Source organism: Cribrihabitans neustonicus, from assembly GCF_048820895.1.
Lineage (GTDB): Bacteria > Pseudomonadota > Alphaproteobacteria > Rhodobacterales > Rhodobacteraceae > Cribrihabitans_A > Cribrihabitans_A neustonicus.
In genome coordinates, this window is sequence record NZ_JBMERQ010000012.1 from 30,997 (window position 1) to 53,104 (window position 22,108).

General features: G+C 59.8%; 17 protein-coding genes. 15 read left to right on the top strand and 2 right to left on the bottom strand.

Annotation, left to right across the window (positions count from 1 at the left end; translation table 11 throughout):
- Positions 1-110: 110 nt before the first annotated feature.
- From ACOHWE_RS17470 to ACOHWE_RS17495, 6 genes are all read left to right on the top strand, one after another.
- Positions 111-590 carry a hypothetical protein gene (locus tag ACOHWE_RS17470; protein ID WP_420668019.1) on the top strand — a complete coding sequence of 160 codons (480 nt, stop codon included), beginning with the start codon at positions 111-113 and terminating at the stop codon, positions 588-590.
- Positions 591-720: 130 nt separating this feature from the next.
- Positions 721-1,320 (top strand): rhomboid family intramembrane serine protease, encoded by a 600-nt coding sequence (locus tag ACOHWE_RS17475; RefSeq protein ID WP_420668020.1) that lies wholly within the window; start codon positions 721-723, stop codon positions 1,318-1,320.
- A gap of 436 nt (positions 1,321-1,756) precedes the next feature.
- Positions 1,757-1,924, top strand: a complete 168-nt coding sequence (locus tag ACOHWE_RS17480) for a hypothetical protein (RefSeq protein ID WP_420668021.1) — start codon at positions 1,757-1,759, stop codon at positions 1,922-1,924.
- 45 nt (positions 1,925-1,969) lie between these two features.
- Complete coding sequence (locus ACOHWE_RS17485; protein WP_037240913.1) at positions 1,970-2,275, top strand: helix-turn-helix transcriptional regulator; 306 nt, start codon at positions 1,970-1,972, stop codon at positions 2,273-2,275.
- On the top strand, positions 2,272-3,162 hold the full coding sequence (locus ACOHWE_RS17490; RefSeq protein WP_420668022.1) for a reverse transcriptase family protein: 891 nt from the start codon (positions 2,272-2,274) through the stop codon (positions 3,160-3,162). Before ACOHWE_RS17485 ends, ACOHWE_RS17490 begins: the two co-directional genes overlap by 4 nt.
- Before the next feature lie 19 nt (positions 3,163-3,181).
- On the top strand, positions 3,182-4,147 hold the full coding sequence (locus ACOHWE_RS17495) for a toll/interleukin-1 receptor domain-containing protein (RefSeq protein WP_420668023.1): 966 nt from the start codon (positions 3,182-3,184) through the stop codon (positions 4,145-4,147).
- 52 nt (positions 4,148-4,199) lie between these two features.
- On the opposite strand, the gene ACOHWE_RS17500 is transcribed toward ACOHWE_RS17495, so the two are convergent.
- Complete coding sequence (locus ACOHWE_RS17500) at positions 4,200-4,706, bottom strand: hypothetical protein (protein ID WP_420668024.1); 507 nt, start codon at positions 4,704-4,706, stop codon at positions 4,200-4,202.
- Positions 4,707-5,619: 913 nt separating this feature from the next.
- Between ACOHWE_RS17500 and ACOHWE_RS17505 the strand changes: the two genes are divergently transcribed.
- From ACOHWE_RS17505 to ACOHWE_RS17525, 5 genes are all read left to right on the top strand, one after another.
- Complete coding sequence (locus tag ACOHWE_RS17505) at positions 5,620-6,549, top strand: DUF2493 domain-containing protein (protein WP_420668025.1); 930 nt, start codon at positions 5,620-5,622, stop codon at positions 6,547-6,549.
- A gap of 535 nt (positions 6,550-7,084) precedes the next feature.
- Entirely contained in the window at positions 7,085-7,291 is a 207-nt protein-coding gene (locus ACOHWE_RS17510; protein ID WP_007120662.1) for a hypothetical protein, read from the top strand.
- Positions 7,292-7,855: 564 nt separating this feature from the next.
- Positions 7,856-8,437, top strand: a complete 582-nt coding sequence (locus ACOHWE_RS17515; protein ID WP_420668026.1) for a transposase — start codon at positions 7,856-7,858, stop codon at positions 8,435-8,437.
- Positions 8,424-10,760, top strand: coding sequence for a relaxase/mobilization nuclease domain-containing protein (locus ACOHWE_RS17520; protein WP_420668027.1), 2,337 nt, complete (start codon positions 8,424-8,426; stop codon positions 10,758-10,760). Before ACOHWE_RS17515 ends, ACOHWE_RS17520 begins: the two co-directional genes overlap by 14 nt.
- 8 nt (positions 10,761-10,768) lie before the next feature.
- Positions 10,769-12,769: a type IV secretory system conjugative DNA transfer family protein gene (locus ACOHWE_RS17525; RefSeq protein WP_420668028.1), complete on the top strand. Its 2,001-nt coding sequence runs from the start codon at positions 10,769-10,771 to the stop codon at positions 12,767-12,769.
- A gap of 4 nt (positions 12,770-12,773) precedes the next feature.
- On the opposite strand, the gene ACOHWE_RS17530 is transcribed toward ACOHWE_RS17525, so the two are convergent.
- Entirely contained in the window at positions 12,774-13,568 is a 795-nt protein-coding gene (locus ACOHWE_RS17530) for a BrxR family transcriptional regulator (RefSeq protein WP_420668029.1), read from the bottom strand.
- A gap of 77 nt (positions 13,569-13,645) precedes the next feature.
- On the opposite strand from ACOHWE_RS17530, the gene ACOHWE_RS17535 reads away from it, so the two are divergent.
- The 4 genes from ACOHWE_RS17535 (at position 13,646) to ACOHWE_RS17550 (ending at position 22,103) form a co-directional block, all read left to right on the top strand.
- Complete coding sequence (locus ACOHWE_RS17535; protein ID WP_420668030.1) at positions 13,646-14,788, top strand: exonuclease SbcCD subunit D; 1,143 nt, start codon at positions 13,646-13,648, stop codon at positions 14,786-14,788.
- Positions 14,785-17,859 (top strand): AAA family ATPase, encoded by a 3,075-nt coding sequence (locus tag ACOHWE_RS17540; protein WP_420668031.1) that lies wholly within the window; start codon positions 14,785-14,787, stop codon positions 17,857-17,859. The genes ACOHWE_RS17535 and ACOHWE_RS17540 overlap by 4 nt, the downstream gene beginning before the upstream one ends.
- Before the next feature lie 415 nt (positions 17,860-18,274).
- Entirely contained in the window at positions 18,275-20,803 is a 2,529-nt protein-coding gene (locus ACOHWE_RS17545) for a TerB N-terminal domain-containing protein (protein ID WP_420668032.1), read from the top strand.
- A complete protein-coding gene (locus ACOHWE_RS17550; RefSeq protein ID WP_420668033.1) occupies positions 20,796-22,103 on the top strand; it encodes an ATP-binding protein in 1,308 nt (435 codons plus the stop codon). Before ACOHWE_RS17545 ends, ACOHWE_RS17550 begins: the two co-directional genes overlap by 8 nt.
- Positions 22,104-22,108 lie beyond the last annotated feature (5 nt).

Consider the following 22,108-nt stretch of genomic DNA (forward strand, 5'->3'; position numbering starts at 1 on the left):
TCCGGTGCAAATGCGATACAATAGTATATTAACGTAGCGTTGAGGGCGGGCGAGTGGCGGCTAGATCAGGGACGGTTCCATGGTTTGACAACTTTGATGTTGAGGCAGAGGTGGCAGACCTCCTTGCTCACATCGAGCGCTGCACCGGATTCGCGATACCCGCCCGAAAGCGCGGTGTCATTATGTCATTTGCCAAGTCAAAGTTCGACAAGACCAGGCAGGGATATCTGGACGCCAAGGCAGAAGGAAAGCCAGTGTCCACATCGCGCCGCGCCTATCTGACCGACCTGCAGGACGCGATCTTCATGGCGATCCCGGAAGAGAACCTCGCACAGATGCCGCTAAGCGAGCAGGTTCTCAACGCCCCATCATTTTACGCGGACGCCATGCACCGTGCCGCTGCGATCAGCGAGGATGAGCTATTCATGGCGCTGTCCTCTTCGCTGAAAGACATGACAGTCCAAGACGCCCGCGCGTTCGTCTCCAAACTTTGGCACGGCACGATTGACGACAATGCCCGCAAATACGCCGAAGCCCTGAAGCGCCCCGAGCGTGAACCCCAGCCCTTTCGCCCGGGGAACACCGTGTAAGATCGAGACCATTTTCTTGGCTTGTGCTGTGACCAAGTTGGCCGTCGCGAACCCCTTTTCCCGGAGGTGGCACCCTGTGCAGCGCGCGAAAGCCGTTGAAGGAACTGCGGGGGTGCCTACTGTCGCCAACATGATGAACCGGGATCACATGCGCGTCTTCTTCCGGCGCACCGCGGCGCTTGCCGCTTTTGTCGCGCTGCTCTGGGCGATCCAAGTCGTCAATTGGATCACCGGCTACGGCCTGAACCCGACCTTCGGCCTGATCCCCAGGCACGGCAGCGGGTTGGATGGCGTCATCGCTATGCCCCTCCTGCATGGGAGCTTCTCGCACCTGATGGCCAATACGCCGCCGCTCCTGGTGATGGGTGGGCTGCTGGTGGCAACGACCACGCGAGGCTTGCTGTCGGTGAACGCCGTGGTGATCGGCCTAGGGGGCGGTCTCGTGTGGTTGTTCGGCGGCTCGGCGATCCATATCGGTGCGTCGGGGCTGATCTTCGGCTGGTTTGGCTTCCTCATCGCGCGCGGTCTTGTGGATCGCTCCCCGATCACGCTGGGCGCGGCACTGGTGGTCGGTGTCCTCTATGGCTCTATTCTCTGGGGCGTTCTTCCGGGCCAACCCGGCGTGTCTTGGGAGGCACATCTCTTCGGCGCCATCGCGGGCGCGGGCGCTGCGTTCCTAATCCGAACGCATGTACATGCGCCGCGCCTCGGCGGCGTCGATCTGGACTGAAGCAATGCACTCGGCCAAAACCGGACATCGGTGACGGATACAGCGAAGGTCCGGATGCGACCTTCTTAGACTTTCGGGGCCTCGATGACGGCGTCTTCGTTCGCAACGGTGTCCCTCAGGGAAGTTGCAAAAAAAATCGCCTACAGCGATCTTGTATCGCGCAAGGAATATCCTATCTATGTTCTATCGGTATGCCGGGCTTCGGTCTGGTTCGGAATAAAATCGCTGTAATTAGGATCGGTTCACCGATCCGTGGAGGGGCTAGTTCCCTCTGACGCCTACCCCCCAAGCGGCCCCTGTGGCGGCGGCGGGGCGGCGGCCCCCCGGGCGACCCCGGGGGGCCAGCATAAGGGATAAGGACGGTCTCTCCGTTCCTCGCGCTGGTGGCGACACCCTTCCGCAATCCTGCGGCAGGGCCAGCAGAGGAGGCCATAACATGGCTTACGACACCGACGAGATCAGCCAGCGTGGGACACGCGAGACAAAACGGAAGCGCAAGCCGACGTGGAATTCTCGCCTGTTAAAGGGCGTATTCTGGGTAGCCTGGGGGATGGGGAAACTCTTTGACCTCACCGAATGGCTGTCCCGGTTGTCTGGCGACTAACCGCGCGACCCTTAATGTTCGCATTTGGCGAAAGGAGGACCGAGAATGCTAGGTGAAGCACTGAGATTGATCCGGGTCTTCCATGACCTGAAACAGAACGAGTTGGCGGAACGTCTCGATATTTCCCAATCGCACCTTTCTGATATCGAACGATGCCGGAAAGTGCCAAGTCAGGAAATCGTTGCACGATACGCCGAAGAGTTTGATCTGCCAGTCAGCTCGATCTGGTTTTTTGACGAGAAGCTGACAGAAGGCACGACGCCGGGCGCTATCGAGAAAGCGCGTGGGGTTGTCGCTGACAAGATACTTGATTTTCTTCGGATGATCGAGCGGAAGCGGGCGTCATCATGACGAAGCGCCGCGACAAGTCCTATGCCCTCGATCAATGTGCCCTCTATCGGTGCAGCACACGCAAAAAGTTGTTCAAACTATTACAGACCAGTTCCGAGAAGTTTGCTGAGTTGAAGGCCGCACCCGATCTCTACAAGCCTCTGCGCAAGAAGAAAAAAGACGGAACATTCCGTCCTATCCTTGCACCACGGGGCGATCTGAAGCGTATTCAACGGCGGATCGGAGAGTTGCTGCTGCGGGTGAAAACTCCTGACTACCTGATGTCGCCAGTACGCGGTCGCTCGAACATCGACAATGCCGCACGGCATCGCGGTGCAGCGGCGTTCCATCTTCTCGACATCGAAGATTTCTATCCGAGCTGCACGGCCAGCAAGGTAGCATGGTTCTTTAGCAAATATCTCGGGTGCCCTCCCGACGTAGTGAAGGTCCTCCTTGATCTCACAACGCTGAACGGGGTTCTGCCAGCCGGAAGCCCTGCCAGCCCATCGCTGGCCTTCTGGGCCTACGCCGACATGTGGGACGAGATTGATCAGCTGACCCGTGATGCCGGATGCCAAGTAAGCGTGTATGTCGATGACATAACAGTTTCTGGGCAAAACGTTCCCGGGGTGCTGATTCATGCGATCAAGGAGCGGCTTGCTCACCATGGTCACAGCTTCAAAGCGTCAAAGGAAATCGGTCAGATTAATGCGCCGGTGGTAGTAACGGGCGTCGTGGTGCGAGATCAAACGCTTCTCATGCCAAACGTTCAGCACCTAGAACGTCATAAACTTAGGGCAGAGATCGCGAAACTTCCCGAGGGATACGAGAAGGCTAAGAAGATGGCCTCTCTCATGGGGCGTGAAGGCACCGAGCAGCAAATCCTGGCGCGCAACCAGGCTCACTGATTTTCAATGATGGGTTAACATGACAACTGTTTTCTTTTCCTACTGCCACGCTGACGAGGCACTACGAGACCAGCTGGAACGCCAGCTCAGAATCCTTCAGCGTCAAGGCCTGATAGAGACCTGGCACGACCGCCGGATTGAGGCGGGGCAGGACTTCGCCGGTGAGATCGACGCGCACATTGAAGCCGATGAGATCATCCTGCTGCTGGTAAGCCCGGATTTTCTAAACTCTGACTATTGTTATGAGATCGAGATGACCCGTGCGCTGGAACGGCATAAGGCGGGAGAGGCCATCGTGATCCCGGTCATTCTGCGCGATTGCCTCTGGCATGGCGCCCCCTTCGGCAAGCTGATGGCCACGCCAACGGACGGTCGTCCGGTCACGCAATGGCCGGACATCGACCATGCGTTCCGTCTCGTCGCCGAAGCCGTTCAGGCGGCAGCAAAGCGCATCGGTAGTCCACAATCGGTCACCAAGCAGTCAGCGGCACCTGTCATCATGCAAAACACGCAGTCAGTCAACAGATCGACACCGGCTCAAGTGATCCGGTCAAGTAATCTGCGGGTGGCCAAAACGTTCACAGACCGTGATCGTGATGCTTTCCAGACCGAGGCGTTTGAGTTCATGGCAAAATATTTCGAGAACTCGCTTTCTGAATTGTCTGCTCGCAATCCCGAGATTGACGGGTCGTTCCGCAGGCTTGACGCAAATCGCTTCAGCGCTGTTGCCTACCATAACGGTCAGTCTGCTAGCCGCTGCACCGTGTTCATGGGGGGGCGGCATATGGGGGGCATTGCTTACACTGCGGCCGAAAATGCAGACACCAACGGGTTCAATGAAAACCTAACCGTCGAGGCCGATGAGCAAACCCTGTATCTGCGGAGTATGGGGATGGCACACTCCGGCCAAAACAGAGACCAGAAGCTGACGTTTGAGGGTGCGGCAGAAACTTACTGGCAGATGTTTGTGCAGCCACTTCAGTGACAACCGCGGCACCTTCAAAGGTTTCTGTTCTCTTTGTTTTCTGACGTTTTCATCAAGGTTGCGAAACCTGCTTGGCGGGATGACGGAAGATCACGGGCGCGAGGCCAGTCTCGGGATCATTCTCGTTGAGGACAATTTTCCATGACCTAAATACTGCTTCGATGGGTGACCTGTCAGGCTTGGTGCCTGTCAGCGGACAGTTGACTTTGCTCTTCATGGGCCCCCGGGACTGAAATGCGCATAAGCCATAGGCACCGTTCCACATGATGATGTCGCCAATTTCAGGTGAGGCATAGCCTCCCATTTGGATATCCCCAGTGGGGTCGAGCACCAGCTTCCAGTTCTGGCCATACGAGAGGCAGAGGTCAGGTCTGTGTTCCACATAGTGAATACTGAATAGGTCATCGCCTTGGTCATGCATTGTAACGAAACCAAGATCCTCATCGAGTTTGATAACAAGCATGGCCAGTTCAGCCCCTCTGCCAAAGTTGCAGAAACCAATTTCTCCCACTTCGAAGTCGGCCATGGGCTTGAGAGTTGTTGAAAATAGAACTTCCATGATACTACCTTACTTTCTATTTACATGCGGCATCTTGAGTCGATTCTTGAGACCAATTCATCCTACTGGCCGAACGCACGTAGAGAGAACTGACATAGTGCGAATGGTAGCCGACCAACTAAAAATGCGTGGCTTACCACCTACCCTCGATTGCTCCTATATCTCACGCCAATGCCTCGGCGGCTAGGTCTGATTCAGCGGATCCAAATCCTCGAGCGGGCGCCGCGTGAGAGGAGGTTGCTAGGTACTTGCGTTAAACAGACTCGCGCAGATCGCAACGAATGACCACAATTCGCCATCACGTCGAATGCTTGGACAAGTAATCCGTATAGTCGGCAGCGGCGTCGCCAGCACATCAACCTTGGGCTATGCCTTGCGGCCTCCCCAGCTCGGCTTCGCGTGTCGCAGGGGAGAACGGCCCTTCGGTCCGTCGCGCATTCGGCCATGCGGCCTCACCGCGGCGTTGCGCTTGGCATCCCGGTTTGCCCGCCTCGCGAGCACGTTCCTCCCCGGCCGCTCCGCCGGATTGCGCTCTGGTCTGTTTTGGCCTGAGGCCAAAACGATCCCGCCGCTCCATCCGTCTCCCGCGTCCGGTCGGCCCGTTTGCCTGCTCGGGTCGGGCAAACCTACCGTCAAAACACACACACATGAGCGTGGAAGCATATCCTCCGGATGGCCCCCAAATCAGCCCGCGTCAAGGATCGCAAAACTTTTCGGCGAGGGCGGGGCATGTGGCGCGGGATGGTCCCGTGTGTGAGGGCGCGCATGTGTCCGGTGCTGCGCGCAGAAAACTTTTGCGCCCGGCAAGCCGGCGGCTGCGCCGTCCCTGACCCGGGCAGATTCGGAAACCAGGCATTCGGCCATGCCCCCACACTCACGTGGCGGCTCCTCAACCGAATACTGGAGACCAGACATGGCTTACGACACCGCAAACACCTACGAGACCATCGAGCTTTTCGGACTGACTGAGAAGGACGCACAGCTGCCGATCCCGGAAGATCACATCCTGACCGACCGCATTATCCGCGAGAGCTTCGAGGTATTGCTCGGTGAGCTGCGCGGGACCGGCCTTGAGGCAGAAATCGAACCGCTGGCCCATGGGCTCGCCACGATCCTGCAGCGCCGCAAGGTGGCGCTTGGCAAGGAGGTCGACCGCACCGCCGACAAGATCGGCGCGCTGGCAAAATCCCACGACGGATCGGAGATCGCCGAGACCGCGCTCGAAGAAGCGCAGGCACGCTTTCTGAAGCTGCGCGAGATCGTCGGCGCGATCGAGGTGATGAGCGAGGCGGCGGCGGAATGCTACGAGGTCGAGACGGGCCACGCCTTCATCCCGGCAGCCGGGTCGCGCGCAAGCGTCCGGGCGCAAGAGACCGGGGCGGTCTTCGAGGCCCGGCAGCTGCTGGAGCAGCACGACCGGGAAACCGCCGAGAAGTCGAAAGTCGAGGGGGTGCCCCTGATCGTCTCGGGCGCAACCGACTGGACCGATGTCGATGTGATCTTCAACACGCTCGACAAGGTTCGCGAACGGATCAAGCAGAACCGCAACCAGGAGATCTTCCTCTGCCACAAGGGTGGCAAGCACGGGGCGGAGATGATCGCGGCTCGGTGGGCCCGAGCACGCGGGGTCGCGCAAGCGCGCTTCGATCCGCGCTGGTCCGCGCATGGGCGGGCGGCACCGTTCAAGTGCAACGACGAGATGCTGGACGACAAGTTGGCGGCGACGGGGGTTGTACTCTTCGGCGGCAACGGAGTCGCGCTGAACCTCGGGCAGAAGGCGGAGGCAAAAGGCCTGACGGTCATGCGGGTTGCTGACCCGGCGAAGAGGTCTGCGGAGAAGTGAATTGAGAGGGTCGCCTTCGGGCGGCCCTTTCGTCATGTCTCATGGCGCGTGCGATCGGTCACACTTGATCGGCAGTCCGCGGCGTGCAGCACCGTCATCGCTATACCCAGCCCGTCAGAGTTCGGCCCATCCGCATCGGTACGGGCTGGGGATGGTGCGCACCTCGCATATCGTAAGCAGCGCAAGGCCGAGGGGTCGAGACGTCACACATGAGGCTGAAGACCTGCACGTCCCTCGGAGGGTGTTTCGGAACATAGCATCCACGCGGGCGGGCTCCTTCAGCACCCCGGCCAGGATCGGCGGGACGCGAACGCGGATGGTGGCGTCGGCGTTATGGCAAGGGTCATCCGGATCACTCCTTTTTGCTCATGGATGTGGATCGCACGGGGTCGGCCCGTTCGTGCCCTCAGCTCACACTGCGGCAAGCACAAATACGGTTTCCACGGCGGGGCCGCGGACCCTCCGCATTTGCGCTTGCGATCGGTCCTCTTGCCCCCGTGCCGGGTGATCCCCATCGCAACAAGGAGTAACCCAAATGACCAACCACTACGTCGCCACCGTCCCCGTCAAGTTCACCGACACCGATGGCCAGGAGCGCACCCGTTTTCAGCGCGTGGGCGCGATGTTCCGCAACACCCGCAACGGGGACGGCTCGGAGTTCTTCAGCCTCAAGCTCGACTTCCCGGTCGCGGTCTCGGAGCTGGTGATGTTCCCACCGAGCGCGAAAGATCCCCAGGACTAAATCCTCTGGCGAGGATGGGCCGCCCCAGGACGATCTTGGGGCGGCCCGATCCCTGTTCCAGGGATGCCGTGTCCGGCGGTCGGTTCGCCCGAGGTGACCTCCTCTTGGTGCCGGTCGCTGCGCGCGCAACGGACGATCGCCGCTCGGAATGATCCGGCCGCGACAGACCGGCCAGTCAGCCTCAAGGGGGCCATCCACAAAAACAGGCAGGCCAGGGCCTCCCGGTTTTTGCGGCAGAGATTTGGCGGAGCCAAATCTGGCCCTCCTTGACCCTGCCTGTCCGCCCTGTCGGTGGGGTTTGCGCCCGCCCGCGGTTCCGTCCGAACACGTGCGTGTTCGGCCAGACCCTCGGGCGGTGCTGGGGAAGGGGACCCATTGGACAGGTGGGTCGCCCGATGGTGAGGGTGGCAGAGCCGCGTCCCTGCGGGCCGCGGCGCGAAGCGGACACCAAGGCTGCCTGAGCCTGAATGCGACGTAAGTATATAATTGACAGAGTGGTATATTATCGTAAGGTGGGGTCAGCTTTGGTGGAAGGTGGCAGGAAATAGGGGGTCTTTCTTCCGCATGTCCCGAACAAAACGCCTGACAGAGATGGAGAAGATGCAGATCGTTCGCGAGGCTGCGGAGGGTGTGTCCACAACTGTGTTGGCGGAGCGTTTCGAGGTCACATCGCGAGCCGTGCGCTACGTCCTGAAAGCCGATGCCGAGCGTCAGATGGATGCCGCGATCCCGGTCTCGGCGGTCAGTGTGAAGGTCACGGCTGCGGAGCTTGAGGCGCTCGACGCGGTGCTGGCCGCCGCCGGGATCGAGAGCCGTGCCGAGGGGCTGCGGCGGCTCATTCAGGCGGCCGGCGGGGTGTTCGTTCCGGATTCGCAGATGGCAGCCGAAATGGCGCGCTACAGAGCCTCTCTGCACGAGGTCGGTAATGGGGTCGCGCAGATCGCCAAGCAGATGACGCAGGCCAATCGGCAGGGGCAGGGGGCCGGCTCGGAGTTCACCGAATTGCGCCTTGCGCAGATGCGCGGGCTGGCGCGGTTCATCCTGGATTCTGCTGACGAGATCGATCTGCTCCTGCGCCGTCGTCGCGACGCGATGCAGCTGGAGGCCACAGCCGCGCTGAGGGAGTTTGCCCATGCGGCTGAATGATGCCGTCCATACCGTCACGGGCGAGGTCTTCCGGGATGGCTGGAGCCGAATCCGAGGCTCGATGCAGGGGCTGCATGTCGCCAAGCAGAGCCAGCTTGTGCGCGCGGCAGCAGGGCATCGGCCAGCGGTCTTCAAGGCGATCCGGGGTGGGGGCACGCATACCAAATCGCAGCTGATGAACCAGCTCGATTACCTCACCACCAAGTCTACCCATATCGTGGACAGTAGCGGGTTCCTCGATGGCAAGGCGAAGCTCGAAGCGAAGGACATCAAGGACCTCACCGAGCGCTTTGCCAAGCGGTGGGACGCGGGCTTCAAGCCCAAGCTGGGCCAGACCACCCATATGCTCATGTCCTTCCCAGTTGGCACGCGCGGCGAGGATGTGCGCGACATCTCGACGGACGTGGCAGAGCGGTTCTTCCAGACCGACGCGGGGCATTTCGACTACATCATCGCAGTGCATGAGGACCGCGATCACCCGCATGCGCATCTGGTGCTCAACCGCCGCTCGCAGGAAGGCGAGTTCTTCTATCTGGGGCGCAACCACCGCTTCAACTATGATGACTTCCGCCTCGCCATGGTCGAGGAGGCGGAAAAGTATGGCGTGCGCCTGGAAGCCACGCGCCGGGTGGATCGCGGGGTTGTACATTACCCAGCCCGCACAAGTGAGGTCTACGCTGCCAAGGAAGAGGGGCGCGCGCCCCGCGAGCGTGAACGGGTGGGCACCGACCTGATGCGGACGCTGGCGGAGATCGCAAACACCAGAACTGTCTACCACTCGCTTGCCGCGGAGGCTTCCCGGGAGGCCCGGGAAGACATCGCCGCTGCGCTCTTTCGCGCGGGCGAGGTGCTGGCGCGCGGCGGGCAGGTGGACCGAACAGGAGATGTGTATATGACCGAGGATCAAAGTTTCGAGGATCTGAGAAGCCTCTATGCCGAGAAGCTCGCGCGGGTGCAGGGCATGATCGCCGAGAAGCCTGACGCGGAACGCCCCGTGCTGGAAAAACGCCTCATCGAGATCCAGACGCAGGTCCAGCACATGCAGCCTCTCGGTTTGCGATCATCCACGCTGTCAGAGACCCCCTCGGAAGGCGGGATCTATTCCGAGGCCAATATTGACGCCAGCCAGCGCGAGCGACTGGCCGAGCTCGACCTGAGATCGCGCATTGACGTAGCACTACGGGGCACCGGGATCAGCACATCGGAAGTGGTGGCCCGGATCGAGACTGGGGCCTCGAGCGCCGCGCTCGAGCATCAATGGATCGCCAATGATCTCTCCAAAGTGGCCGAGACGCGCGATCTGAACCTCGAACGCCGCGCCGATCTGGAACAGGCGCGAGCCATTCTCAACGATGTGCATGTCGAGCTTGGTACGCTGTTGGAGCGCGAGAACGTGCTGCGCCGGGATGGCGTCGTGGAAGCAGAAGCGGTCAGCGAGCGGTTCCACTATCACGAGGGCGCGGTCCGGGCGATGGAAGGGACAATCCGACAGGAGATGCGCGTAGACGGCCTGACTGCGCAGCAGATCGAGGACCGGGACTGGGAGGTTGTCTCACGGGCGGAGCGCCGGATCGAGACGGAGCAGCGCACGTATCTCGAGGCGCACCCGGAGCTGCTCGCACGCCCAACCGATGTGATCGACCGGTCTGAGCCCTACAGGGAGACCATCACCGATGCGGCCCGCGCCAGCGAGATCACCCGCGAGGTCGACCGGATCATGGAGGGACGCGACATCCGCACGCCCGTTGCAGATGCAGCTACGGATGACTTGCGCGCGCGCTATCCGGACATGCCCTCCCACCTCGCCCGTGGGCTCGGCGCGACCTATGCCGCCGTCGTCGAGATACGCGACACGGAGGCCATCAATCAGGTCCGCCGCGAAACCGAATTGCGCGAGGGGCTTGGGGTTGCCACGCGCGACGACATCCTCGCAGCCCGCGATGAAGCGGCGATGCGGTCTGATGAACGTGCCGACCGTCTTGCAGAGGAGATTGCGCGTGTCCTGGACCATGAGCGGGCCGGGGAGTTGTCCGCGCCCTTCGAGACCGAGGCGGAGCGGGACGCTTTCCGCCAGGAGGTCGCGCGGGTGCTGGACGACCGCCAATTGGGCCGGCTCACATCCGGCGATGCCGATGCGCTGGACAAGGTTCTCGAGGACCGCCTCGACCGGCTCTATGTCGCCAAGGTCTACCTGCAATCGGATGCAGCGACGGCCAATACAGAGGCCTTGCGCCAGGTGGTCGATGATCTCGCCGACATCGAATATGAAAAACACCGCGCGACAGACGTGGATGGCGAGATCGAGCGGGGTCAGGTCCATTGAACGCGTCCATGGGAAAGGCGCGGATCGCGGCCGGTGTGTTTCTCGTCACGCTTGTGACCGGCGCCATGGGCTATACCATCGCCTCGGCGGTGCTGACCTACCAGGATCTCGGCTTCGGGGCCGAGATCGACTTTGCATATATCGCGCAGAACTATCTGGCGATCCTGGACCGCCGCCCGGAGGATGCGCAGCTCATCCATCTGATCATCGGCAGCTTTGCCGCCGCCGGCCTGATGCTGAGCCTCGCCCTGTCGGGATCCGCCCTGACACGGTTTGGTCAGACCCATTGGCAGACCTCCCGCGAGATGAAGGCCAATGGCTTCTTCGGGGCGCCGGGGACCGGGTTCATCCTCGGCAAGCTCGGTAATCCAAAATCCCGCGCGAAATACATCTGCTCGAAAGTCTTCCCCCATGCGCTGATCGTAGCCCCCACGGGCCGAGGCAAAACCACGGGTTTTGTCATTCCGAACCTGCTGACCTGGCAGGGCTCCGCCGTCACCCTCGATGTGAAGGGCGAGTGTTTCGAGGCCACGGCCCGGCACCGCGCAGCCCAGGGCGACAAGGTCTATCGCTTTGCCCCCACCGATTGGGAGGGCAAGCGCACGCATCGCTACAACCCGCTCCTGCGCATCTCCGAACTGAAAGATCCAGCACGCCAGCAGATGGAATTGCAGCTTCTCGCGACGCTCTTCCTACAAAGCGACAATGACCGTGTGCAGGGCCTCCTCAAGGGCGGGATCGATCTCTTCGTGGCGGCGGGCCTGCTGGCCTTCCAGCGCAAGCGCCCGACCTTGGGCGAAATCTACCGCATCGCCGCGTCTGGCGGGAACAAGCAGAAGGAGTATTTCGCCCGCGGCCACGAGGTCGACAACAGGGCCGCCAAGCTGATCTTCGCGCGGCTCGCTTCGACCAACAACGACACCCTGACCTCCTACGTTTCGCTCCTGATGACCTCGGGGCTCGATCAATGGCAAAACCCGGCCATCGACGAGGCGACGGCGGTGTCGGATTTTGATTTCCGGACGATCCGCAAGAAGCCCTTCTCGGTCTATCTCGTGGTCCAGCCACTGATGGTGAAACCCCTCGCGCCGTTGATCCGTCTCTTCTTCTCGGACCTTCTCTCCGCCATGCAGGAGAAGGACCCCGGGCCGGATGAGCCGTGGCCGGTGATGATCATGCTCGATGAGTTCAATCGTTTGGGCAAAATGCCCATCGTGGTCGAGAGCATCGAGACCCTGCGAACTTATCGCGGCCATTTGGCCGTGGTCACCCAAACCATCCCCGCTCTCGATGAAATCTACGGCGAAAACACCCGCCGTGCCCTGCAGGGCAACGCTGGCGTGAAGCTTTACCTGACGCCCGCGGATGAGAAGACCGTTGAGGAGCTGAGCAAGGCGGTCGGCAAGACCACGAAGACGGTCGTCACGCGGTCGCAATCCATCGGCAAGAACCCCTTCGAGGGCCGCAGCCAGTCCACACGGACCGAAGAAAGCTCCTTGTTGCCTGAAGACGAGGCGCGCCGCCTGCCGCTCGACGAGATCGTCATGGTGATCGATGCCCAAATGCCGGTCCGCGCAAAACGGATCCAGTACTTCGATGACCGCCTGTTCAAGGCTATCCACGCGGCTCAGACGGGGGAGTTGCCGTTTCCGGAGCCGGGGGGAGGGGGGCCGCAGGGCACGCTGCCGCTGAGTATGCGCGCCATGCCGATGACTCCGCCACCGGACGGGTCAAGCGGATCCGAGGCCGATGTGGTGGCCGGACGCCAGGCTGCTGATGGCCAATCGTCAGAGCAAACCCATGTCGCCCCAAAGAAGACTGCGCCTGTCGTTCAAGCCGTTGTCGCAGAGGAACAACGACAGATGGAGTTGGATTTTGGGGGTCCAGTCACGGATGCCGAGGCAGCGAGCGCGGTGGGTGAGGCGCAGATGCGCTCTGCTGTCGATGGTCTCGATATGTTGGAGGCAACTATGGAGCGGAGCAAGAACGGCGTACGAGAAGGGATTTAGTTATTCATATGGGTTCGTAGTTTGTTTTCGCGCGCTCAAGCCGTGCGCCTACGGTATCCAACCCCCATCGACGATCAAAAAAGAATTCCAGAGCTTTTCTGGTTTCGACACGAAGCCATTCGCCTTCAAAGCCGAATTCACGTCTGACCACCTTTGCTTGCTCTTCTGAAAGTCCTGTCTTTGGTCGCAGCCAGATGATTGCCCGAGTGTTCCAATCCACATCCTCCGGCAGAGGCTTGTCTATGATTTTCTCCTCGAAAGAGCTGTCAGGATCGATACGGATCGGGAGGTAGTTCCGATATTCACCGTGCTTGAAGCTGTGGGCACGCACGTGCACGCTTTCACCGTCAGACGTGAAGCGGGTCGGTGCGATCCACTGCCCTTCGTCGGCACCGGACGACATTGATGTGTATCGTATGTGGATGGTTTTCCCCAATCGGATTGCCTGGTGAAGCAGCGCGATGGTCCTCCGATCTGCCTTGCGTTCCGGTCGTGGCAGCGCGGAAGATGGCGTGCTTTCATCACAGCTCGTCAGGATAGCGAAGGCTTCGGTCAGGCCGGAAGGCGCTAAAGACTCGTGCTCACTCGCAGCTATGTATGTCTTTCGAACTGGATCATAGGTTGGCGGTGTACTGTGCTCGAGACCGAGATAGACACGGAAGTCCAGCGCTGCCTGCGCTGTCGAAATGCCGAAGCGGTCGATCAGGTCCTTGCGGTTTGCCATGCCCCGCCAGGTCAGGCAGCGGTCCAGAAAGATCAAGCGCTCTCTCTGCGCATGTTTGAGGTCGTCGAGCTTCATGTGCGCATCCCTACCTTGACTCTCGCCTGCATGTCCATCTAGAAATTATACGAATAAAAAATATATGGACTATTGTCATGAGGATTCTTCACACTGCCGACCTCCATCTCGGACGTCAGTTCAACGGGATTCCTCTCGATGCTGATCATGCAGCAATTCTCGACCAGATCGTTTTGGCGATCACCTCCCGCGGCGTCGATGTTCTTGTGATTGCAGGAGATATTTTTGACCGGGCTGCCCCGCCAACGTCTGCTGTGCGGCAGTTTAATGGGTTCTTGGCGCGCGTCGCCTCGGAGACCGACGCGGCCGTAGTGATGATCGCCGGCAATCACGACTCTGGTGATCGAATCGCATCCATGGCGATTATGACAGACACACGACGCGCTTTAATACGTGGTGCAATCAGTGCGGACGAGAAACCTCTGGTCCTCAGTGATGCACACGGACCGGTGGCGTTCACAGGGTTGCCCTTCGCTTATGAGTATGCCGCCCGCGAATGCTTCGCCGATGAAGCTCTCTACACCCCCGAGGACGTTCTCGCGGCTCAGGTGGCTTGCAGTCGGCGTAACATTCCCGATGGCGCGCGATGGGTCGTCGTTTCGCATGCTTTTGTAGCCGGGGCTTCGAGCAGCGAAAGTGAGCGGCCTCTCACTCGAGTGGGGGGCGTCGAGACGGTCAGTTCATCCGTGTTCGAAGGCGCTCACTATGTGGCGCTCGGGCATCTGCACCGGCCGCAATCGGTTGGTGCCCCTCATATCCGGTACTCGGGATCGCCATTAGCTTTCGGGTTTGATGAATCTGACTGCCAGAAGTCGATGAGCCTCGTCGAGATCGATGCAGTCGGGCAAACCACGATTGAGAGCATTCCTTTCACACCCATTCGCCAAGTGCGCGTCTTGAAGGGACGTCACGCAGAACTTCTCCTCGCAGATCGATCTGACGATTTTATCAAAGCCGTGCTTACCGATGATGCGCCTGTGATCGATGGAATGAAGCGCATCCGCGACGTGTTCCCGAACGCCTGTGAACTTATCTACGAGCGGGATGAACAGGCGCCAGAAGTAAAGTCCTTAACGGGACGTGCCCTGGCGGTCGCGAACCCTGTCGAAGTCATTGGCGACTTCGTTGAACACGTGCGGGACGAAGGATTCTCAGAGAAGGAACTGGAGGTCGTAGCGTCGGCACTCGGTCGCCTGCGTGAGACGGAGGATGTCCAATGAGACCGGTTCGGCTAACACTTCAGGCGTTCGGTCCCTATCCAGGTCGGGTGGTTATCGACTTTCGGGATGCCGTCGAGGCGGGTCTTTTCGGCATCTACGGACAAACAGGATCAGGTAAATCGACCATCTTCAGCGCGATGACCTTTGCGCTCTTTGGAGAAGCGGCGAAGGCAGAGCAAGACGCTCCTTCGGTGCGCTCGGATCACGCCGATCCGGATAAAATGACCGAGGCGGAGTTCGTGTTCGAAATTGGTGAGCGGCGATATGTTGTGCTTCGCCGACCCGACCAGATGCGACCCAAGGCACGCGGTGAAGGCGAGACGCGGAGCGCACACGAAGCTTACCTGTTTGATGCGACCGGAATGTCGTTAGATGACATTACAGACGCGGCGCGGGGCAAGATCGTGGCAGAGAAGAAGGTGCGCGACGTCGACGCGGCCGTCGTCGAGATGCTTGGATATGGCTCCGAGCAATTTCGCCAGATCGTCCTCCTGCCTCAAGGGCGCTTCGAGAAGTTCCTTTCGGCCAAGACGAAAGAGCGCCTTGAAATCCTGCGAGAACTCTTCGATGTCTCGCTATACGAGAAGCTCATGGCCGATCTCAAGTCAGAAGCCGATGAGGCTGAACGGCAGGTGCGAGAGGAACGTGCGCTCTGCATCAGGCAACTCGCGGCAGAAGGGTTCGAAAGCACTGATGCACTGATTTCGGGCATCGAAGCCGCAACTGGGAAATGCGCAGAGCTACGCGTGATCGAAGAAACCAAAAAGGCGACGGCGGAAGGTGCCGAGAAGGCGCTGCGCCAGGCGGAGGCCATTGAGGAAAAGTTCGCGGCGGCCGAAAAGATGAGGGAACGGCTTCGCGCACTTGAGGCGCGGAAGGACGATATCGAGGCGCTTGCCGAGCAGGTCCGACAAGCCGAGCGCGCGCGGGGTCTGATCGATGTCGAGGAACGTGTGAGGGATGCCGAACGCGAGGTTAGTGAAGCCGAGACCAAGCGCGAAGAGGCAGACAAGGGCGCCGAAATTGGCGCGAAACAAGTAGAAAAGGCGGCAGATGCGCTCCGGCGTGAGGAAGACCGTGCCGATGAGGTCGAAACCCTGCGCCGGAGAAGCGATGAGCTGGAGAGGTATGGTCGAATCCTTGAGGCAGCAGCCGAAAGCAATCAGGCAGTCGAGACCGCGCTGAAAGAGCAGCTTGACGCCGACAACGCTTTTCAGGCGGCAAAGGCACAACTGACTAAACTCCAGGAGAAGCGCATCTCGAAAAACGCCGAGTTGAAAGTCGCGCGTGAGGCCGAGACGAAGCGCGCCGAGATCGCGGGTCGTCGCGCAGAACTCGACCAACGGCATCTGGCAGCCAAGTCCTATGAGGGCGCCTTACAGGATGTTGCGACGGCTCAGGCCGCTGTCGAAGAACAGCTTCGGAAGTCGGAAGCTGCGTCAGGAAGGGCCGAGAAGGCACGAGAGAGTTTTGAGACAGCCGAAAGAAATCTCGCGGCCGCACAGGCGCTGCACCTTGCGACGAGACTGGAAGCAGGGTTGCCATGTCCGGTCTGCGGCGCGACCGAGCATCCCGCTCCTGCGACGGGCGAAATCGGCAGTGCCGGCCTGGATAAGGCTTTCCGAGAGTCACGAGAAGCATGGCTGGCCGCCGATCGCGAAGCTCGGAAGGCCAATGAGGCGCTGGCTGGGCTGCGTGCAACCATGGAGGACCGAAAGAAACGTTTGTCCACCCTTGAACCGCCGGAGGAGCTTGCAGCCGTCATCGCGGCGCAGATCGGTCGGGAGGACGCAGCACTCGCAGCGCTTGGTCCCCGGGTCGACATTCTTGCCGCGGAGGCCGGGATTGAGGAACTGGGACAGCAGGTCGAGGAACTGGAGCGGAAAAGCGATGAGTTGCGTGATCGCTTTGATGAGCGGCGGAACAAGGCAACCGAGGCCAAGGCGGCCCGCGATGGCAAGCTTGCCGAGGTGCCGGAGGACCTGCGCGATGTGACGGTGCTCGCGGCCACACTTAAGAATGTGACTGGGTCGCTGGCGTCACTTCAGGCGGCGCGGACCGCAGCAGAAAAAGCGCTGAACTCCGCGCGCGAAAAGGCACTCGGCGCAGTCAAGGATCTCGAAAGCGCGGACAAGGCGCTCGCGGGCTGCAAGACGCGCCATCAAAAGGCGGCGGGGGTTTTCCGGACGAGACTGGCTGAAGCTGGCCTCACAGCAGAGGCCTTTCAGTCTCTCAAGCCAGCCATCGAAACTCTTAATGAAGATAGAGAAACGGTCGAGACCTACCGGCGTGAGCACAAGAGTGCGTCTGATGCAGTCACAGATGCTACCTCTGCGATTGAAGGCATGTCCCGGCCTGACATCGAAGCGCTGCGGGAAACGCACCAGACCCATGCTGAGGCACTCGGCAGGGTGACCGAAGAACGCATCGCCGCCCAGACCCGTGTCGATCATTTGGATCGGCTTAGAAAGGGGATTGAAGAGACGTTGCGCAAGCTTGACGAAGCCGAAGCGGCATCAGGCCCGCTGCGCGGACTAGCTGCGCTGGTGAACGGGCAGAACTCGCAAAGACTGACCCTGGAGACATTCGCAATAGGCGCGATGTTCGATCAGATTCTGGAAGCTGCAAACCTACGCTTCGGTCCGATGACAAACTACCAGTATAGTCTCGAGCGTGAGATGGAGAACGGAGGGCGAGGCAAGCGAGGCCTTGGAACACAGGTGTTTGACGCGCACACTGGGAAATCACGCGCTACAAGCACACTCTCAGGCGGCGAGACGTTCATTGCGGCACTCGCTCTAGCACTGGGTCTTGCCGACGTGGTCGAAGCGGCGAGTGGCAAAGTCCGGCTCGACACGATTTTTATCGACGAAGGGTTTGGAAGCCTCGACACCGAAAACGGGTCCGGCACGCTCGACCAGGTCCTACAGGTCCTCAACTCCATCGTCCGACAGAACCGTGCGGTGGGTCTGATTTCGCATGTACCGCTCGTCCAGGAGGCGATCCCAAACGGCTTCTATGTCAGAAAAGGGATGTCTGGGAGTAGTATAGAGGAAAGGGGGGTGGTCTGATGGATCTTCGTTGGTTTCGACGGCGAGCTCATTCGCGGCGCTTGCCAAATGGTGGCACTACCGACGTTCGAGAAAGCTGGGTCTTACAGTCTTCTTCGAAGGCAAAGCGCCAGCGCAGTTTCCGGCATCAGTGCCCCATATGCGGTGCAGACGTGGTCACGGTCCGTATGCCCAATGGTGGCAGCGCTCATTTTGAGGGCGCGAAGGGATTGTATAGGATAAAGCACCCATGTTTGCATGTTGGCGAAGGTTTGAGCCGAGTGCGTGACACGAACACGCCTGACCTCTTCGAAAACTGCTGAAATGTGCACCCCCACTGGGGATCCGATTGTTCTAGCAGAGAAAAATTGCCTAGAGGTTGAGATGTGGGCGCCGTTCTCTTGAGATCGAACTGGCCAGTTTGGAGATTTTATTGATGAGTTTTGTATGGAAGGTTTTTCGAGTTACATTTTTTTTAGCGATTTATTTCTTTGCTGCTTTGGTAATTGTTACACTTGGATTGCAGTCTTGGTCGGACGGCAGCCAAGTTCTTTTTGCATTGGGAGCGCCCATCTTTTTGGTTTGGTGGCAAGAAAGGCGGCGATCTAGAAAAATTGCCGCTACAAATGGCGGCGCAAAGAGTTCGGAAACAACAAAACCGAATTTAGCGCTGGTAGCGCCTCCAAATGCGTATGAAAAACGTGTCGAGCGTGAACGCGAACGAACTCGCGAAGCCAATGTTTCCACGGGATCGGCTGTGACTCAAGCCTATTCCCCTCCGAAGCAGGACTACGCTGAGATCGTTCGCGCTGGAAAGTCTGCGGCGCCGGCACTTGCAGCGGCCGCAGAACGAAACCAGCCCTCGCGAGTGGCATCGAGCTCATCGGCCCGATCATCGAAAAGCGGGTGGGTCCCTTCTAGCGAAACGGCTAGCGTCGCCGGTCTCAACATCGGCGGGATGGTCTATGTTGGCACGCCTCCCTTGCTGAACTCCTACGGGTATCGTGACAAATGCCGAGCCTATATCGATCCGTCCCTGTCGGTCGCGCGCTCGGGCAGGGACAAGGCTGGCGATGGCATGCCGTATTGGCCCGGATACTCGGATATCTCACCCCAGTGTCGGGCAACCTATTTGGAGTGGTTGGCAAGTGGGCGAAGCGACGCTTCCTATAACCCCGGCTACATGTTCTTGTACTTCTACGGGCTGGAGCGTCGCTTCTTCGTCGATCAGTCGAACGAAGATGCAAAGGATATCGTCCAGGAAGTTCGACGGCTGCAGTCACTTTACCCTGATAACCATTCCGTCAGGCGGTATTTGGGTGAGTTCCTCGACATCGCGATGCTCGCCGAAACCGACCTCGACGCTATCGAGCCGATTTTCGAGAAGCAGGGCTGGGAACTTCCGTTCTCACTCAAATACGCAATCGGAGCTCGTATCGACAAAGGCGAGAACCTGACAGCTGACTGGTTGCTGAGTTGGTTCATCTGCCATCCGGAAACAAATCTGAGAACTCCCGCGACGCGGTGCCGTGACGAGTTCGTCGCGCTGTTCCGTATGCGGTTTGATCGGCGTTTTCCTGATGGACTCAAAGTGACAAAACCACGGAAATCACTCACTGCATCCTATCGGGCCGCCTCCAGCGAGTTTCAGGGGTCCGCCAACCCAACCGTCGGCGGCAAGCCGGTCCCCGATATTTCCGGCCTGCGCAAACCGGTCGAGATTGCCCAAGAGTTGGCTGACGAGGTGATGAACGACCTCGACAAGCTCAGTCGCTTCCTGGGCCGAAACCCTGACGGTCGCGGAAGTGTGGAAGCGCATGCCTTGCTGCCCTCTGAACTTTGGGATGCTTTCCCATCAGAGGAAATGGACCGCTTGAAATCATGGGCAATCGATATCGTCGATCGGGGGGGATTGGTGCCGCTTGAAGAGGTGATCGGACGGCTGGAGGGAGAAACGAACGAGAAGATCGGGAAACGGCAAATGACAGGAGCGGCCGACGCGCTCGCGCGCCTCGGTTTCGGTCTGGCGCCCGACCCTCGGTTTGCGCTCCGGTCGCCCAAGGCGGAGGAGCCTGTTGTGCTTTTTAGTCTGGGTGAACCCATCGAAAGACTGGAGGAAGTTTCCGACAGCTATCGAAGCGCTTTGATCGAATTGGCACTTGGGTCGTTCGTCGCCCACGCGGATGGTCGCATCGCGGAGCCTGAACGTAGGGCGTTGGAAAATCAGGTTTCTTCCGCGACCCTCAGCGATCAGGAACGCCGCAGGCTTCGTGCAAACCTTGAATGGTTCCTGGCTGTGCCACCGGACATGGCACTTCTGCGGCGGAAACTGAAGGAGGTGGGCCAAGACAACCAGGCCGCCATGCGGGCAGCGCTGGTTGGTGCAGCACATGCCGATGGCATCATTCACTCCGACGAAGTCGCAAGCATCGAGAAGATCTATAAAGCTTTGGGCCTTGATCCTGCGCTGGCCTACTCGGACCTGCATGCTGGCGAAGTTTCGGATGGTCCCTGCACTGTTCGTGCGTCGCAACCAGGTCGCCCGGGCGAAGCGATACCCGAGCTTGAAAAAGCCAGCGGACCCAAACTCGACGCGTCGCGGATCGCAGCAATCCGTTCGGACACTGAGCGCGTGTCGTCTGTCCTTGGGCAGATTTTCGACGTCGAAGAGGAAGAAAGTGGTGCGTCCGGGCCCGCCAGCCAAAGCCAGCTGGCGGGGCTTGACTCGAAACACGGCGCCATTGTCCTCGAACTAGTTAATCGTGAGCATTGGTCTGACACGGAGTTCGAGACGATCTGCGCCTCGCATGGCTTGATGGCGTCCGGGGCACTGGAAGTCGTGAATGAATGGGCTTTTGAGACCTACGATGAAGCGCTTCTCGACGAGTATGATGGATATGACGTGTCTCCGGAGATTGCGGAGGCGGTAAAAGAAAAGATGAGTGCGGAGGGCAGGGATGTCTAAGTTGAAACCACGTGAACGCGATGCAATCGTACAGGCGCTTCGGGCCGGGGTCGTGCCAAAGCTCGGTTTGCGCCATATTCAGGTTGGCCGCGTCCGAGAGATTGAAGAGCTCGTCAAGGACATGGACCGGATATCCGATGGCGGATCGGCGATCCGGTTCATCATCGGGGAATACGGATCGGGCAAGACGTTCTTCATAAACCTGATCCGCCTCGTGGCCTTGGAGAAAGGCCTGGTTGTGATGTTCGCGGATCTGGCGCCGGATCGCCGCATTCACGCGACCGGCGGACAAGCTCGGGGGCTTTATGCGGAGATGGCCCGAAACCTCTCGACGCGGACAAAGCCCGATGGCGGGGCATTGGCCAGCGTGGTGGAACGGTTTGTCAGCCAAGCTCACCGAGATGCTGAAGAACGGGATTTGCCCACTGGGACCGTCATTCGTGAACGCCTTGGCCACTTTGAAGAACTTACAGGAGGGTTTGAGTTCGCCGAAGTCATCCGTCGATATTGGGAAGGCCATGAGACCGGCGACGACGAGTTGAAATCCGCAGCCCTGAGATGGCTGCGCGGCGAGTTCGCGACACGCACCGACGCGCGCAAGGCGCTTGGTGTGCGAACGATCATCGACGACGCCAGTGTCTATGACCATCTGAAGCTTATGTCGGCATTTGTGTGCGAGGCCGGTTACAAAGGCTTGCTCGTCGGCCTCGACGAGATGGTGAACCTCTACAAGCTCACCTCGTCGCAGGCACGCAATGCAAACTACGAACAGATCCTCCGGATCCTGAATGATGTGCTGCAAGGCAGTGCCGAGAACCTCGGTTTCCTTATGGGTGGGACCCCGGAGTTTCTGATGAACACCCGTCGAGGGCTATACAGTTACGAAGCCCTCCAATCGCGTTTGGCCGAAAACACCTTCGCGCGCGACGGATTGGTCGACCTTTCAGGACCCGTTGTCCGGCTCGCCAGCCTGACCCCTGAAGACCTTTTCGTACTTCTGGCCAATGTCCGGCGGATCATGCAGGACGATGCCAGTGCTCTGCCGGACGACGCGCTCGAGGCCTTCATGGCGCATTGCTCGGACCGGATCGGTGAAGCTTACTTCCGCACCCCGCGCAATACGGTGACGGCCTTCGTGAACCTGCTTTCCGTGCTCGAGCAAAACCCCGGTGTCGAGTGGAGCGATCTGATCGAAAAGATCGAAGTCTCCAAAGACCTCGGCGAAGACATGACCGAGGTAGACGAGTCGACTGGTGCCCAAGACCCCGGTGACGATGATCTGATCAGCTTCAAGTTCTGACGCTG